The 14105-nt window shown below is 76.6% G+C and carries 11 protein-coding genes; 5 read left to right on the forward strand and 6 right to left on the reverse strand.

What is annotated here, in order from left to right; all coding sequences use genetic code 11:
• Nucleotides 1-101 precede the first annotated feature (101 nt).
• From ACIP60_RS36255 to ACIP60_RS36280, 6 genes are all read right to left on the reverse strand, one after another.
• Complete coding sequence (locus tag ACIP60_RS36255) at nucleotides 102-1304, reverse strand: DegT/DnrJ/EryC1/StrS family aminotransferase (RefSeq protein ID WP_400693257.1); 1203 nt, start codon at nucleotides 1302-1304, stop codon at nucleotides 102-104.
• Nucleotides 1301-2842: a hypothetical protein gene (locus ACIP60_RS36260; RefSeq protein WP_400693260.1), complete on the reverse strand. Its 1542-nt coding sequence runs from the start codon at nucleotides 2840-2842 to the stop codon at nucleotides 1301-1303. Before ACIP60_RS36260 ends, ACIP60_RS36255 begins: the two co-directional genes overlap by 4 nt.
• Nucleotides 2842-3876, reverse strand: a complete 1035-nt coding sequence (locus ACIP60_RS36265; RefSeq protein ID WP_400693262.1) for a GNAT family N-acetyltransferase — start codon at nucleotides 3874-3876, stop codon at nucleotides 2842-2844. The genes ACIP60_RS36260 and ACIP60_RS36265 overlap by 1 nt, the downstream gene beginning before the upstream one ends.
• A gap of 25 nt (nucleotides 3877-3901) precedes the next feature.
• On the reverse strand, nucleotides 3902-4999 hold the full coding sequence (locus ACIP60_RS36270) for a glycosyltransferase (RefSeq protein WP_400693265.1): 1098 nt from the start codon (nucleotides 4997-4999) through the stop codon (nucleotides 3902-3904).
• Complete coding sequence (locus ACIP60_RS36275) at nucleotides 4996-6897, reverse strand: AAA family ATPase (RefSeq protein WP_400693268.1); 1902 nt, start codon at nucleotides 6895-6897, stop codon at nucleotides 4996-4998. Before ACIP60_RS36275 ends, ACIP60_RS36270 begins: the two co-directional genes overlap by 4 nt.
• Nucleotides 6898-7365: 468 nt before the next feature.
• Complete coding sequence (locus ACIP60_RS36280) at nucleotides 7366-8484, reverse strand: glycosyltransferase family 4 protein (RefSeq protein ID WP_400693271.1); 1119 nt, start codon at nucleotides 8482-8484, stop codon at nucleotides 7366-7368.
• A 177-nt stretch (nucleotides 8485-8661) separates the two neighbouring features.
• Here ACIP60_RS36280 and ACIP60_RS36285 point away from each other — a divergent pair, with 177 nt between their 5' ends.
• The 5 genes from ACIP60_RS36285 to ACIP60_RS36305 all read left to right on the forward strand — a co-directional run bounded on the left by ACIP60_RS36285 (nucleotide 8662) and on the right by ACIP60_RS36305 (nucleotide 14104).
• Nucleotides 8662-9729, forward strand: coding sequence for a glycosyltransferase (locus ACIP60_RS36285; RefSeq protein ID WP_400693274.1), 1068 nt, complete (start codon nucleotides 8662-8664; stop codon nucleotides 9727-9729).
• A 167-nt stretch (nucleotides 9730-9896) separates the two neighbouring features.
• Nucleotides 9897-10619, forward strand: a complete 723-nt coding sequence (locus tag ACIP60_RS36290) for a hypothetical protein (RefSeq protein ID WP_400693277.1) — start codon at nucleotides 9897-9899, stop codon at nucleotides 10617-10619.
• Between the two features lie 276 nt (nucleotides 10620-10895).
• Nucleotides 10896-11648 (forward strand): thiol:disulfide interchange protein DsbA/DsbL, encoded by a 753-nt coding sequence (locus ACIP60_RS36295; protein WP_400693280.1) that lies wholly within the window; start codon nucleotides 10896-10898, stop codon nucleotides 11646-11648.
• Between the two features lie 367 nt (nucleotides 11649-12015).
• Complete coding sequence (locus tag ACIP60_RS36300; RefSeq protein WP_400693283.1) at nucleotides 12016-12915, forward strand: ABC transporter permease; 900 nt, start codon at nucleotides 12016-12018, stop codon at nucleotides 12913-12915.
• Nucleotides 12905-14104 (forward strand): polysaccharide ABC transporter ATP-binding protein, encoded by a 1200-nt coding sequence (locus ACIP60_RS36305; protein WP_400693285.1) that lies wholly within the window; start codon nucleotides 12905-12907, stop codon nucleotides 14102-14104. Before ACIP60_RS36300 ends, ACIP60_RS36305 begins: the two co-directional genes overlap by 11 nt.
• Nucleotide 14105: the final 1 nt, after the last annotated feature.

Genomic DNA, 14105 nt, shown 5'->3' on the forward strand with positions numbered 1-14105 from the left:
TCACCTGATCCGACCAATGCCCGAACCGCCTTGCGAGAGTCGATCGGACGGGCCCGGCGGTCGGGCCCGGCGGACCGCCTCGGCCGCGCGCCCGGACCGGCTCAGCCGCGCGCCGCGCCCGCCGCCAGCTCGGCCGCGAAGGGCTGGACGCGCACCACCGCGTCGGCGACCCGGCGGACCGTCGCGGCGTCCATGTGCGACCACAGCGGGACGGTCAGCACCGAGGCGGCCAGCCGGTCGGTGCGGGGCAGGCCGTCCGCCTGGCCGAGGTGGGCGTACGCGCGCTGCCGGTGCACCGGCGGGAAGAAGTAGCGGCGGGTGTCGATGCCCTCGGCCCGCAGCGCGTCGGCGAGTTGGCGGTTGTCGAGGCCGAAGGCGTCCGGGTCCAGGATCAGCGTGAGGTCCTTGAAGGTGGAGGTGTCGCCCTCCTCCGGCAGGGCCAGCCGCAGGCCCGGCAGCCCCGCGGTGGCGCGGGCGAACTCGGCGACCAGCGCGCCCCGGTGGGCGACCCGCTCGGGCAGGCCCGCCAGCCAGGTCAGGCCCACCGCGGCGTGCAGCTCGCTCATCCGGGCGTTCAGGCCGGGGAACAGGGTGTCGTAGTCGCCGGGGTTGCCGTAGTCGCGGGCGGTGCGCAGGGTCCGGGCGAGCGCGGCGTCCCGGGTGGCGACCAGGCCGCCCTCGCCGGCCACCGCGACCTTGGTCGGGCTCATCGAGAACACCTCGGCCAGGCCGAAGCCGCCCACCGGCACGCCGCGCCGCTTCGAGCCCAGGCCGTGCGCGGCGTCGTACACCAGCGGCAGCCCGGCCGCGTCGGCGACCCGCTGCAACTCCTCGGTCTGGCACGGCGTTCCGTACACGTGGGTGGCCATCAGCGCGGCGGGCGCGTCGGCGGCCTTCAGCCGGGCCTCGGCGTCGGCCGGGTCCAGGGTGATGTCCTCCTCCCGGGCCTCGGCGAACAGCGGGGTGCCGCCGGCCCAGTGCGCGGCGTGCGCGGTCGCCGAGAAGGTGAAGCCCGGCATCAGCACCGGCCGCCGCCCGTCCACCCCCGCGGCCTGGAGCACCAGCATCAGGCCGGCCGTGCAGTTGGAGACCGCCACCACGTGCGGCACCTGCATCAACTCGGCCGCCCGCTCCTCCAGTTCGCGCACCAGCGGGCCGTTGGTGAGCATCCCGGAGTCGAGCACCCCGGCGAGCCGCCCGAGCAGCGCCTCCCGGTCGGGCACCCGGACCCGGGTCAGCGGCAGGCCGTCGGGGAAGGCGGGCGCGCCGCCGAGGGCGGCGGGGCGGTTCTGGTCGGTCGTCATGAGGTCGAGCCCCCCTGGGTTCGGGACGGATCCGGCGCGCCGACGGCGGCCGGGGGTTCGGGGCCCGGGCGGGCGGCGCCCCACTGGCCGGGCTGGGCGCGCCAGAGCGGCGGCCGGCGGCGGCGCACCGGCCCGGCGGCGGCCGGCCGGGGGATCGCCAGCAGCACCAGGACCAGCGGCAGCACCTGCACCCGCTCGCGGGACAGGATGCCCATGTTGTTGATGGTCGAGAACGCCCAGCAGAACAGCAGCGCGTACACCACGGTGAAGGCCACGTAGGAGCGCTGGACGAACAGCCGCGGGATGCGGGCCAGTTGCGGCCAGGCCCGGATGAACATCACCAGCAGCGCGAAGCACTCCACCGACTGGATCAGGTTCTGCACGTTCGACGCCTCGAACGGGAACGGCCGGAACAGCACGCTGACCACCGACATCGGCAGCTTGAGCGGGTTGAGGCTGAACGCGGGCGCCGGCTCGTCCGCGGTCGCCGCGTTGATCACCGAGTCGCCCTGCGAGGTGCGCCGCGAGGTCTCCGACAGCACCTGGTTGACGGCGTCCCCGCCGGTGCCGTTGGTGCCGAAGAAGGTCGACACCTGCTGGAGCATCAGCATCACGCCCACCGCCAGCACCGCCGCCGTCAGCACCGTGCGCAGCGGCCCCAGCGCCGACACCTGCCGCGGCCGCTTGCGCAGCAGGTACGCCACGCTCAGGCCGGCCCCCGCCAGCACCGTCACGTGCGGGCGCACCATCGCGGTGCCCAGCGAGCCCAGCGCGATGCAGGCGAACGCCCCGAACCGCCGGTCCAGCAGCCGGGCCACCCCGTACGTGGTCAGGCCCAGGCAGAACATCATCCAGGCGTCCTTGCCGATGCTGGACGGCCAGAACAGCAGCGAGGGCAGGAAGAACACCAGCTTCGCGTAGCGCCGGGAGTCGGCCTCCGGGAAGGCGATCTGCAGCGCCCGCCAGAAGAACAGCAGCCCCCAGAAGCCGATCCAGGAGAACACCAGGAAGCCGCCGACCAGGGTCGGCCCGGTGACCGCGTAGACCACGCCGGTCACGATGATCACGAAGCCGGTGCCCGCGACCTTCATCCCCAGGTCGTAGTGCAGCCCGGCGGAGAGGTCGGCGGTGGTCAGGTACCGGGCCAGCTCGGAGCCCTTCTGGTCGTACATCTTCGCGTCCGCCGCGCCGCCGTACAGCACGAACGCCATCAGGTAGCGCGGGAAGGCGCAGGCCAGCTTCGCCGCCATCGCCACCATCAGCAGCTTGAACACCCCGCGCTCCGGGTTGCCCGCCGCCACCCGGGCCAGCACCGGCGTGCCGACCGCCATCAGCGCGGGCGCCACCAGCAGCGCCCCCCAGGTGTCGTACGTGGTGTGCACCATCGCCAGCACGAAGACCGTGACGTAGCCGAGCACCACCGCCCAGGCCAGCGCCGCCGGCCGGCCGCGCCGCAGCACCGCGCCCAGCCGGGCCGGCGGGCGGGGGCGGCGGCGCGCACGCCGGTGGGCGGGGGCGGCGGCGGACGGGGCCGCCATCAGAAGACCTCCAGGTCGCCGAGGCTGAACCGCCAGTCGGCCAGCGTGCGTTCGGCCGGCAGCGGGCCGGTCGGGGTGCGGGCGGCCAGCACCATGCCGGTGCGCGGCGCCCGCACGCAGCCCGCCCGCAGCCCGGCCGCGGCGGCCTCGGTGCCGGGGGACAGGTGCGTCGCCGCGTGGTCGCAGCCCGCGCCGGCCGCCGCGCGCAGCAGCCGCCCGGCGGCGTCCCGGTCGCCCGGGCGGACGATCAGCTCGGACAGCGTGAACTCGGCCAGCGGGCCGCGCCGCCGGGGCCGCCCGAACGCCACCCCGACCAGCTCGCCGCCCCGCTCCACGGTCGCCACCCGGTAGTCCAGGCCCGGCGCCGCCCCGTACCGCCAGGCCAGGTAGCCGGCGGTGCGGACGGTGTGCAGCCGCGGATCGGCCGCGTCCGCCCGGGCCCGCTCGGCCAGCAGCTCCGCCAGCCGGGCGTCCGGGGCCGCCAGCCACCCGGCGGCGGACGGCAGTTCGCAGCGCGGCGGCCCCGCCGGGCCGGGGCGGCGGGCCAGCGCCGACCGGGCGCCCCGGGCGAACGACACCGGCCGGGCCACCCGCAGCGCCACCGGCACCCGGCCCAGCTCCCGCCAGCCCATCCGCAGGTAGCCCGGCAGGCTGTCGCCGTTCGGCGTGTTGAACACCAGCTCGGCCTCGCCGGAGACCTCCGCCAGCAGCTCGGTGGTCAGCCGGCGGAAGATCCCGCGCCCCCGGAAGTCCGGGTGGGTCGCGGTGTCCACCGGGCGCACCGCCCGCACCGTCCGCCCGTCGCCGCCGCGCCACTCCCAGCGCAGGAACAGCCGCACCCCCGCGATCCGCCCGTCCTCCGCGACCGCGACCAGGCCCGGGCTCGCCCCGAACGGGCCGTCCCGGTGCTTCCAGTCGAAGAACTCCGCGCTGCGCCGCCCGGTCGGGCCGCCCGCCAGCGAAGCCGTCAACAGCTCCAGCACCGCCGGCACGTCCCCCGGCTCCAGCCGGCGGTACGTCAGTCCACCACCCACGTCGTGCTCCGCCCCACCCGTCGGTTCAGTTCGCCAGGACCCGGGCGTACACCCGCTCGACCGCCCGCTGCGCGCCCGCCACGTCGAAGGACTCCGCGCGCCTGCGGGCCGCCGCGCCCATCCGCTCCCGCGCACCCGGACCGGTCAGCTCGCCCAGCGCGGCGGCCAGCGCCGCCGGGTCGCCCGGCGGCACCAGCCGGCCCTCCACGCCGTCGTCCAGGATCTCCGGCACGCCGCCGACCCCGGTCACCACCGACGGCAGCCCCGAGGCCATCGCCTCCATCAGCGCCACCGGCAGGCCCTCCTGACGCGAGCTCAGGCAGAACACGTCCCAGCCCGGCAGCAGCTCCGGCACGTCCGCGCGCGTCCCCGCGAACAGCACGCCGTCGCCCGCCCGGGCCCTCAACTCCGCCTCCAGCGGCCCCGAGCCGACCAGCACCAGCCGGGCGTCCGGCTCCCGCCCGCGCAGCAGCGCGAACGCCGCCAGCAGCGTCGCCTGGTCCTTCTTCGCGGTCAGGTTGCCGACCGTGCCGACCACCAGCGCCTCCGGCGGCAGCCCGAGCCGCTCCCGGGCCGCCCGCCGCGCCGCCGGCCCGGACGGCGCGCCGCCCAGGTCCGGGCCGTGGTGCACCACCGACAGCCACTCGCCCGCCCGCCGCCGCCCGACGCCCGCCGCCACCGCGTGCGACACCGCGATCACCGCGTCGTTGCGCCGGTAGGTGAGCGCGTTCGCCCAGCGGGTCGGCAGCCGGTAGCGCTCCCACAGGTTGTGCTCGGTGTGCACCAGCCGGGGCCGGGGCCGGGGCCCGGCGGGCCGCAGCAGCCGGGCCGCCACCGCGGGCACCGGCATGTGGGTGTGCACCAGGTCGTAGCGGCGCTCCGCCAGCAGCCGCCGCAGCCGCAGCGGCCAGCGCCGCCCCGGCGCGCCGCCCAGGCAGTGCACCGGCACGCCCGCCGCCGCCAGCGCCGGCACCAGCGCGTCCTTGTGCGGCAGCACGTACGCCACCTCGATCTGGTAGCGCTCCCGGTCCGCGTGGCGCACGCAGTTCACCAGCAGCTGCTCCGCGCCGCCCCGGCCCAGGCCCTTGGCCAGCCAGAGCACCTTCGTCCGCCGCCCGCTCACCGCTCCTCGCCCAGCCGCAGCTGCAGGGTGGTCTCCACCGGCTCCTCCGGCGGCAGCTCCGCCGGGCGGCGGCCCCAGCTCGCAGCCCCGTCCCGCCGGGTGCCGCCCTCGCCGGCCCCGTACACCGGCTCGCCGCGCCGGGTGTCCGCCGCCCGCTGGTGCTCGGCCCGGGGCGGCCCGTCCGGCCGGGGCCCGGTGCGCCGCGGCTCCGGCCGGGGCTCGGCCCGCCCGGCCGCCCCGGCCGCCCCGGCCGCCCCGGCCGCCGCCGGGCGCGGCAGCTCCGGCCGGGACGGCAGCGGGCCCAGCGGCGGCCGGCCGCCCAGCCGGCCCGGCAGCCGCAGCGAGCGGTTCCGCCGCCCGGTGGCGACCTCGGTGCCCAGCAGCGCCACCCCCGCCACCGGCACGCCGGTGCGGGCCAGCAGCTCGGAGACCCGGTCGGCCTCCTCCGGGCGGACGTTGCCCGCCATCACCGTGACCAGCACCGCGTCCGCGTGCTGCACCAGGTCGTACGCGTCGTTGGCGTGCAGCAGCGGCGAGGAGTCGATCAGCACCACGTCCGCGTGCCGCCGGGCCAGCGCCAGCACCTCCCCGGCGCGCAGCACCAGCGCCGCCGGGTACGCGGTGGCGTGGCCGCCCGCGATCATCGCCACGTTCGGCACCCGGGTCGGGCGGATCAGGTCCACCAGGTCGGTCAGCTGCTCGCCGGAGAGCAGCTCCGCCATGCCCGGGCCCTCGTCCATCCCGAACCGCGCGTTCAGCTCCGGCTGCCGGAAGTCGCAGTCCAGCACCAGCACCTGACGGCCGGTCTCGGCCAGCGCCGCCGCCAGGTTCGCCACCGTGGTGGTCCGCCCGTCGCCCGAGCGGCCCGACATCACCAGCACCACCGGCGCCGGCTCCACCGCCCGCCGCACCCGCCGGTCGTCGTGGTCCAGGCCGCCCTGGCCGAGCTGGGAGGAGAGCGCCTCCGGGCCGGTCAGCAGCAGCGTCGAGCGCAGCGAGCGGAACGCCTCGGTCGCCGGGTCCTCCGGACGGGCCGTCACCAGCGGCTCGCGCAGCCGCCGCAGCCGCCGCGACAGGCGCGGGATCTCGCCGATCACCGGCAGGTTGAACGCCTCCTCGGTGCCGTCCCGGGTGCGCAGCCGGGTGTCCATCCGGGACAGCATCAGCGCCGCCACCACGCCCAGCGCCAGGCCCAGCACCACCGCCAGGGACAGCCGCACCCCGCGGGTCGGCGAGGTCAGCAGGCTGCCGCCGAGCTCCTTGGCGTCGATCGAGCCCCACTGCTGGATCGCGTCGGTCTGGCTGTAGTTCTGCAGGTCGGCGATGGCTCCGAGGGTCTTGGTCAGCGCCGCCGTCGCCGTCGACAGCTGCGGCTGCAGCTTGGCCTGATCGCTCGCGTTGGCCTTGCTGAACGACTTCTGCAGGTCGTCCAGCTGCGACTGCTGGGCGTCCGCCTGGGTGCGCAGCCGCTTGATCGACTCGTCGGCGCTCCGGCGCGACTCCTGGGCGTAGCCGGTGATGGTCGCCTCCGACAGCGCCGCCGCCAGGTCCGCGCAGGTCTGCTGGGTGGGGCCGGTGGTGGTGAACAGCAGCATCTGGGTGGACTCCGCCGCCACCGTCCGGCGCGCCGTCAGCGCCGCCACGTCGGTGATGTGCAGCTTCTGCGCCGCCGCCGTGGTCACCGCCGAACCCTGGGCGTACGACAGCACCTGGTCGGCGCGCACGGTGTCCGCCGCGCCGGCCACCGGCGTGATCGCCACCTTGCACTGCCACTTGCCGTTGTCCACGGCGTCACCGGCGGGCGTCAGCAGGAAACCGACGACCAGCGAGGCCGCCGTGCAGGCGGCCAGCAGCCGCCAGTACCGTCGCAGAACGGTGAACAGATTTGCCGGTTCCACCGGTTGGTTCCCCTCGCCTCGTCACGGTGCACACGCGCCCACGGCCGCACCCGCCCCCCGGGCGGCGCGCATCGATGCGGCCGGTCCGGCCACCCCGGACCTCGGATCCCCCCGGGAACGGCACCGGGCCGAGCCCCGTACCCGCCCCCGGCTGCGGCGGAGGGAAAGTCGAACGCACGAGGCCGCCCCCACGGCCCTCCCCTGCGCCCGATGCTTCCCGCCCCGGACCTGCGGCGCAAGCACTTTGGCTATACTGACACCTGGTGCGGGACTGATTCCGGACGCCCGCACCCGAACTGACGTGCAGTCATCAAACGCCCGGACGCGCCCCCCGGCCGCCCGGCCGACCACCCGACCGCCGGCCTGACCACCCGTCCCGCCACCGGTCGGACCGCCGCGGTCGGTGGCCGGACCGCCGCGGTCGGTGGCCGGACCGCCGCGGTCGGTGGCCGAACCGCCCGCCCCCCGTCAGGCCAGTGCGCGCCCGTAGAACTCCACCATCCGCGCCGACACCCGCTCCAGCGTGTACCCCGCCAGGAAGCGCGCCCGGGCCGCCTCCGCCCGCGCCAGCGCCTCCCCGCGCTCCTCCAGCGCCCGCACCAGCGCCCCGGCCAGCGCGTCCGGCCGCTGCGGCGGCACCAGCAGCGCGCACCCCTCCGAACCCACCGTCTCGCGCAGCGCCGGCACGTCCGCGCACACCAGCGGCACGCCCACGCCCATCGCCTCCAGCGCCGCGCTGCCCAGCCCCTCCCAGCGCGAGGGCACCGCGCACACCTCCACCGCCGCCATCAGGTCGAACACGTCGTCCCGCGGCCCCAGGAACCGCACACCCCCCGTCTCCGCCGCCAACCCCTCCAGCCGCGCCGTCTCCGCCCCCCGGCTGCCCGCCAGCAGCAGCACCGCGTCCGGCCGCGCCGCCCGCACCCGCGGCCACGCCGACACCAGCACGTCCAGGCCCTTCTGGTACTGCTGCCGGGCCGCCGCCAGCACCACCGGCACCCCCTCGGCCAACCCCAGCGACTTCCGGACCTCCGCCCGCCGCTCCACCGTCACCCGCCCCAGCAGCCGCGGGTCCCGCCCGCGCGGCACCACGTCGATCCGCCGCCGCGACACCCGCAGCCGGGCCGCCATCACCTCCGCGACGTGCTCGGTCAACGCGTGGAAGCGCCGCACCCCCTGCGCCGTCACCGCGTCCACCGCCTGCGCCGCCCGCACCTTCCACGGACTCAACCCGCGCGCGTGCAGGTGCTCCGGCCCGTACGCCGAGTTCACCAGGCTCGACACCACCGGCACCCGCGCCGCGAACGCCGCCGCCCGGCCCAGCACGTCCGACTCGTACAGCGTGGTGTGCACCAGGTCCGGCCGCAGCCGGCGGAACTCCGCCCGCAACCCCGCCGCCCGCGCCCCCCGCGAACCCCCCGCCACCGCCCGCACCCCGGCGCCCGCCGCCCGCAACTCCTCCTGGAACCCGCCCGGCGACTCCTTCAGGAACGCCACGTGCAGCTCCACCCCGGACCGCACCAGCAACGGGGCCATCGCCACCAGCCCCTGCTCCGCCCCGCCCACCCGGCTCACACTGTCGATCACGTACACCACGCGCACCGCGCCAACCCCCTCGCCCGGGCCACCCCCTGACCGCCGCTCAGCATCCCAGCCCGCACCACCCCGCGTCCGCCGAACCGGAGGAAACCCCGGAAGCGGCCGAGGGCCCCGGATCGCCCCACCCGCCCGCCCGACGGCCCCCCGCTCGGTAGTCTCGACGCCATGGCCGAGCCGCGGGTACTCCACGTCATCACCGACCCCAGGGCCCGCGGCGCCCAGCGCCTCGCCCGCGACCTGCACGAGGAACTGCTGCGCCGCGGCCAGCACTCCGCCCTGGTCGCCCTGCACCCGCACCCCGACGCGGCCGCCGGTGCGCCCGTCCCCGTGCTCGGCCCCTCCCGGCACCACCCCGCCACGCTGCGCGCGCTGCGCCGCGCCGCCGCCCGCGCCGACGTGGTGGTCGCGCACGGCTCCTCGACCCTCCAGGCGTGCGCGCTGGGCCTGTTCGCCACCCGCACCCCCTTCGTGTACGTCAACATCGGCGACCCCCGGCACTGGACCGCCGACCCGCTGCGCCGCCTGCGGGTCGGCGCCCTGCTGCACCGGGCCGCGGCCGTCGCCGCGATCTCCCCGCACGCCGTGGAGCTCCTGCGCACCCGCTTCCGGCTCCCCGCCCGCCGCCTGCGCGCCCTGCCCAACGCCCGCCCCGCCGACCGCTTCCCGCCCGCCGCCGACCGCACCGAGCGGGCCGCCGCCCGGGCCGCCCTCGGGCTGCCCGCCGACGCCCCGCTGATCGCCTGGATCGGCGCGCTCAGCCCCGAGAAGCGCCCCGACCTGGCGCTGGCCGCGCACGCCCTGCTGCCCGGGGACGTCCACCTCGCGCTGGCCGGGGAGGGCCCGCTGCGCCCCGCCCTCGTCCCCGGCCCGCGCACCCACCTGCTCGGCCCGCTCGCCGACCCGGCCGCGCTCTACCGGGCCGCCGACCTGCTGCTGCTCACCAGCGACTCCGAGGGCGTGCCCGGCGTCCTGATCGAGGCCGCGCTGGCCGCCGTCCCCGCCGTGGCCACCGACGTGGGCTGGGTCTCCGACGTGGTCCGCCCCGGCGAGACCGGCCTGCTCGCCCCGCCCGGCGACCCCGCCGCGCTCGCCGCCGCCCTGCGCACCCTGCTGGCCGCCGACCGCACCCGCTACGCCGCGGCCGCCCGCGCCCACGCCCTGGCCCACTTCGACCTGGCCCCCGTCACCACCGCCTGGCAGCACCTGCTGCGCGAGGTCGCCCGCCCGCGCTGAACCGGCCGTCCCCGGACGGCGGTCGACGCCGCGTCCGGGTTCCGGTGCGACGGCGCGTGTCACAGCGCCGTACCGGACGTCCGGGCCCGCAACCGCCCGACAGCCGGACGCCGTGGTGATGCTTGCCGCCGACCGGCGGCCACCGAGACCCACCGCAGGAGCCCGAGATGAACGTCCGCAAGCCCGCCGCCCTGGCCGCCCTGGCCGCCTGTGCCGTGCTGGCCCTGACGGCCTGTGACCCGGAGGACGGCGGCACCGCCGCGCCCGCCGCCCCCACCGCCGCGAGCACCCCCGCCGCGAGCACTCCCGCCGCGCCGCCCGCCGCCACCCCGTCCGGCGGCACCGGCGGCTCGGCCACCGCCCCCGCCGGGGGCACCGGCGGCACGGTCGCCGCCGACGTGCCGCTCTGCGGCAACTCCGAGAAGGAGAGCGACGTCAAGGCCGAGCTGACGCTCGACAAGAGCGCCGACCCGCGGATCAACGGCGTCCTCAAGCTGACCAACACCAGCGGCCACGACTGCGTCGTCTACGGCGGCCCCGACCTGCGCACCGACCACGTCCCCGGCACCTTCACGAAGCTCAGGAGCGGCGTGCTGGGCGGCGGCAGCTTCGCCACCGACCGGGCCCACGGCACCGTGCTGCACCCCGGCACGCCCGTCTACCAGGCCGTCAGCTGGCTCTCCGCGCCGCCGGTCGCCGCCAACGCCACCTGCACCACCGGCGACGTGCTGGAACTGGTCCGCAACGGCGAGGTGCTCGGGCTGACCGTGCAGGTCGAGGACGGCCGCTACTGCCCGATCGCCGAGGAGGGCTCCGACCAGATCCGGATCGGCGTCCCGAAGGCCGGCGAGGCCGAGGCCCGCGCCCAGTGGAAGCACGACGGCAAGTAACCCGCCGTCCCCCGACGCAGGTGGGCGCCGGAGCGGGGGCGCGCCCGCCCACCGAGCCCGGGGGACCGCAGTCACCGCCAGAGCCGTCATCGCACCACCGCACCACCGCACCACCGCACTGCCGCAGCCGCCGACCGCCGTCGCGGCAGACGGGGCCCCGAACGCCCGACGAACGTTCGAACCACCGCCCCGGCGCGCTGCTCCGATCCGGCGAATTCCGCCGACCGGGGCCCGATCACCTGGAACGCCGCACGCCCGGCCTGCCAGGCTGCCCGGGTGAAGTCGCTGCTCAGAACCACTGTCCTGCTCGCCGTCGCCGGGGGCCTGTTGGCCGCCCCGGCCGCCGCCGGGGCCGCGTCCGCCCTCCCCGCGCTGCCGCACGGCCAGCAGCTGCCGACCCTCGGTCACCAGTTCCCCGCCGTCCAGCCGTCCGGGCCCACTCAGCAGCACGTGCCGGTGCCGGTGACCCGCCCGCTGGACCCGGCGGCCCCGCTGCCGGCCGCGCCGAAGGCCCAACGCGCCCACGAGGCGGTCGAGTTCTTCTGGTACGACTGCTCGCACTCCGCCCTGCTGGAGCAGCCCCTGACCCGCTGGGCCGCCGAGCACCAGGCGGACGTCACGCTGCGCCGGATTCCCGCGGTCTGGACCGGCAGCCCCGACGAGGCCGAACAGCGGGCCCACGCACGGCTGTTCTACGCGCTGGACCGGCTCGGCGAGGTCGACCGGCTACAGGCCGCGGTGTTCCGCGCGGTCCGCGAGCAGGGCGCCGACCTGACCACCGAGCAGTCCGCCGCCGACTGGGTCGCCACCCAGGGCGTCGACGCGGCGAAGTTCCGGGCCGCGTACCACTCCGCCGAGGTCGACCGGTCCGTCGAGGACGCCCCGGAGCTGTTCGCCCGGAACCGGATCGCCGAACTGCCCACCGTGGTCGTCGACGGCACCGGCCGGACCTCGCCCACCGAGGCCGGGGGCGTCGAGGGGATGCCCTCCGCGCTCGACCGGCTGGTCGCCGACCGGCCCGCCGCCTGACCCTCGCCTGACCGCCGTCTGACCGCCGTCTGACCGCCGCCGTTCCCGGACCGCCCGCACCGCCCGCCCACCGCCCGCCCTCCGGCCGCCCGCCCGAACTCCCTGGCCGGAAAGGGCGGTTCGGTCCGGAACCGTCCCGAACCGGCCTGAGCTGCTGCAATCTTCACCGAACCCGCCCCCGGCCCGCACACTCTGTGTCATTGTGGTCCGCGGGTCGGCCCGACCGGGGGGAGCGGCCGGACCCGAGCCGCGCGGAGCACCGCGCGACCGGCAGGGCCGGGCGGACGCCGGGCACCTGCCCGGCAGACGGCAGTCAGACGGCACAGGCGCCGGGGGAGGGCACCGCCCCCGGGGAGGGCGGGAGTCCGTGGGGGGACAGCGCGCACAGCTCATCGACGAGCACGGGAGCCGGGTGGCCCCACCGGGCGCCGCGGCCCCGGTCGGGCCACCGCCCGAACTGGTCTTCAAACGCCGGCTCCGCCCCCTCCGGGTCGCCCACGAGCTGTGGGCCGCCCGCGAGTTGGTGCGGGCGCTGGCCGAGCGCGACCTGCGCGCCCGGTACAAGCAGGCGGTGCTCGGCTTCGCCTGGGCGGTGCTCACCCCGCTCGCGCTGTGCGCGATCTTCACGCTGGTGTTCCACCGCGCGGTCAAGATCGAGACCGGTGACGTCCCGTACACGCTGTTCGCGTACCTCGGCCTGATCGTCTGGCAGTTCTTCTCCAACACGATGAACCAGGGCGCGCTCAGCCTGGCCAACAACCTGAGCCTGCTGAACAAGGTCTACTGCCCGCGCGAGGTGTTCCCGCTCGCCACCATGCTGGTCGCCACCGTCGACATGGTGATCGGCGTCGGCGTGCTGGGCCTGATGTTCCTGGTGTTCTGGACGGCGCCCGCCGCCACCTTCCTCTGGGTGGTGCCGCTGCTGCTGATCCAGTTCGCCTTCACCTACGGGATCGCGCTGGTCCTCTCGGTCGCCGTGGTCTACCTGCGCGACGTCCGGCACCTGCTGCCGATCATCACCCAGATGGGCGTCTTCGCCACCCCCGTCGCGTACCCGCTGGCCAAGATCCCGCAGCGCCTGCAGGAGGTCTACGTCGGCGTCAACCCGCTCGGCGCGGTCATCGAGGGCTACCGCAGGGCGCTGCTGTACGGCGAGGCGCCCGACGCCCGGCTGACCCTGATCGCGGCGGTCAGCTCGCTGGTCTTCCTGGTCGGCGGCTACCTGCTCTTCAAGAAGCTGGAAACGGGGATCGCCGATGTCGCGTGACTACCCTGCGGGCACCATCCGCACCGAGCAGGTCTGGAAGCGGTTCCGCGCCGACCAGCAGCGGATGCTGCTGCGCGACCGGGTCGACCAGGCCGTCCGCCGCCTGCGCGGCGACCGCGGCGAGGACTGGCGCTGGGCGCTGCGCGACGTCAACCTGCACATCGAGCCCGGCGAGTCGGTCGGCCTGATCGGCTCCAACGGCTCCGGCAAGTCGACGCTGCTGAAGATGCTCACCCGGGTGATGTACCCGTACGCGGGCGTGATCGACGTGCGCGGCCGGATCGGCGCCCTGATCGAGATCCGGGCCGGCATCCACCCCGACCTGACCGGCCGGGAGAACATCTACCTGTTCGGCGCGCTGCTCGGCCTCAAGCGCCGCGAGGTCGCCGGGCGCTTCGACGACATCGTCGAGTTCGCCCGGCTCGGCGGCGCGATCGACCGGCAGGTCAAGTTCTACTCCTCCGGCATGCAGATGCGCCTGGGCTTCGCGGTCGCCGCCTACCTGGAGCCGCACGTCCTGCTGGTCGACGAGGTGCTGGCGGTCGGCGACGCGGTCTTCCAGCAGCGCTGCCTGGACCGGATGCGCGAGGTCGCCGAACAGGGCACCACCATCGTCTTCGTCTCGCACGACCTGCCCGCCGTGCAGTCCATCTGCCGCCGCGGCGTCTGGCTGGAGCAGGGCACCGTCCGGGTCGACGCGGGCATCAAGGACGCGCTGGCCGGCTACCGCGACTCCATCGAGGCGCAGTCCGAGGCGGGCGCCCTGGTCGGCGAGCCGCTGCAACTGCTCAAGTACGAGGTGCGCGGCGAGGACGGCGACGCCGCCACCCTGCACACCGACGAGCCGGTCACCGTCGAACTCACCCTCGGCGGCGACTACCGCGGCGACGCCACCCTGCACCTGGGCGTCAGCGAGGGCACCTCCAGCCCGATCTTCCAGATCAGCCACGAGATCCGGCTGACCGGCGGCGACCACCGGGTCGCCTGCGTCATCCCCCGGCTGCCGCTGCCGCGCGGCCGCTACACCCTGTGGACGGGCGTCTACTCGATCGGCAAGACCGACGGCGGCACCCTGATGAGCTGGCACTCGGCCGGCCAGTTCGACGTGTTCGGCCCGGTGCTCGACACCCCGCCGCGCGCCGTCGTGATGGCCGCGCCGGTCTTCGTGCCGCACCAGTGGGAGGACTGAG

Source organism: Kitasatospora sp. NPDC088783, from assembly GCF_044750705.1.
Classification (GTDB): Bacteria; Actinomycetota; Actinomycetes; order Streptomycetales; family Streptomycetaceae; genus Kitasatospora; species Kitasatospora fiedleri.

Bases quoted from the DNA above. Each gene is read 5' to 3' on its own strand.
- ACIP60_RS36260 (WP_400693260.1), bottom strand. From the start codon at position 2,842: ATGGCGGCCCCGTCCGCCGCCGCCCCCGCCCACCGGCGTGCGCGCCGC.
- ACIP60_RS36285 (WP_400693274.1), top strand. From the start codon at position 8,662: ATGGCCGAGCCGCGGGTACTCCACGTCATCACCGACCCCAGGGCCCGC.
- ACIP60_RS36290 (WP_400693277.1), top strand. From the start codon at position 9,897: ATGAACGTCCGCAAGCCCGCCGCCCTGGCCGCCCTGGCCGCCTGTGCC.
- ACIP60_RS36255 (WP_400693257.1), bottom strand. From the start codon at position 1,304: ATGACGACCGACCAGAACCGCCCCGCCGCCCTCGGCGGCGCGCCCGCC.
- ACIP60_RS36305 (WP_400693285.1), top strand. From the start codon at position 12,905: ATGTCGCGTGACTACCCTGCGGGCACCATCCGCACCGAGCAGGTCTGG.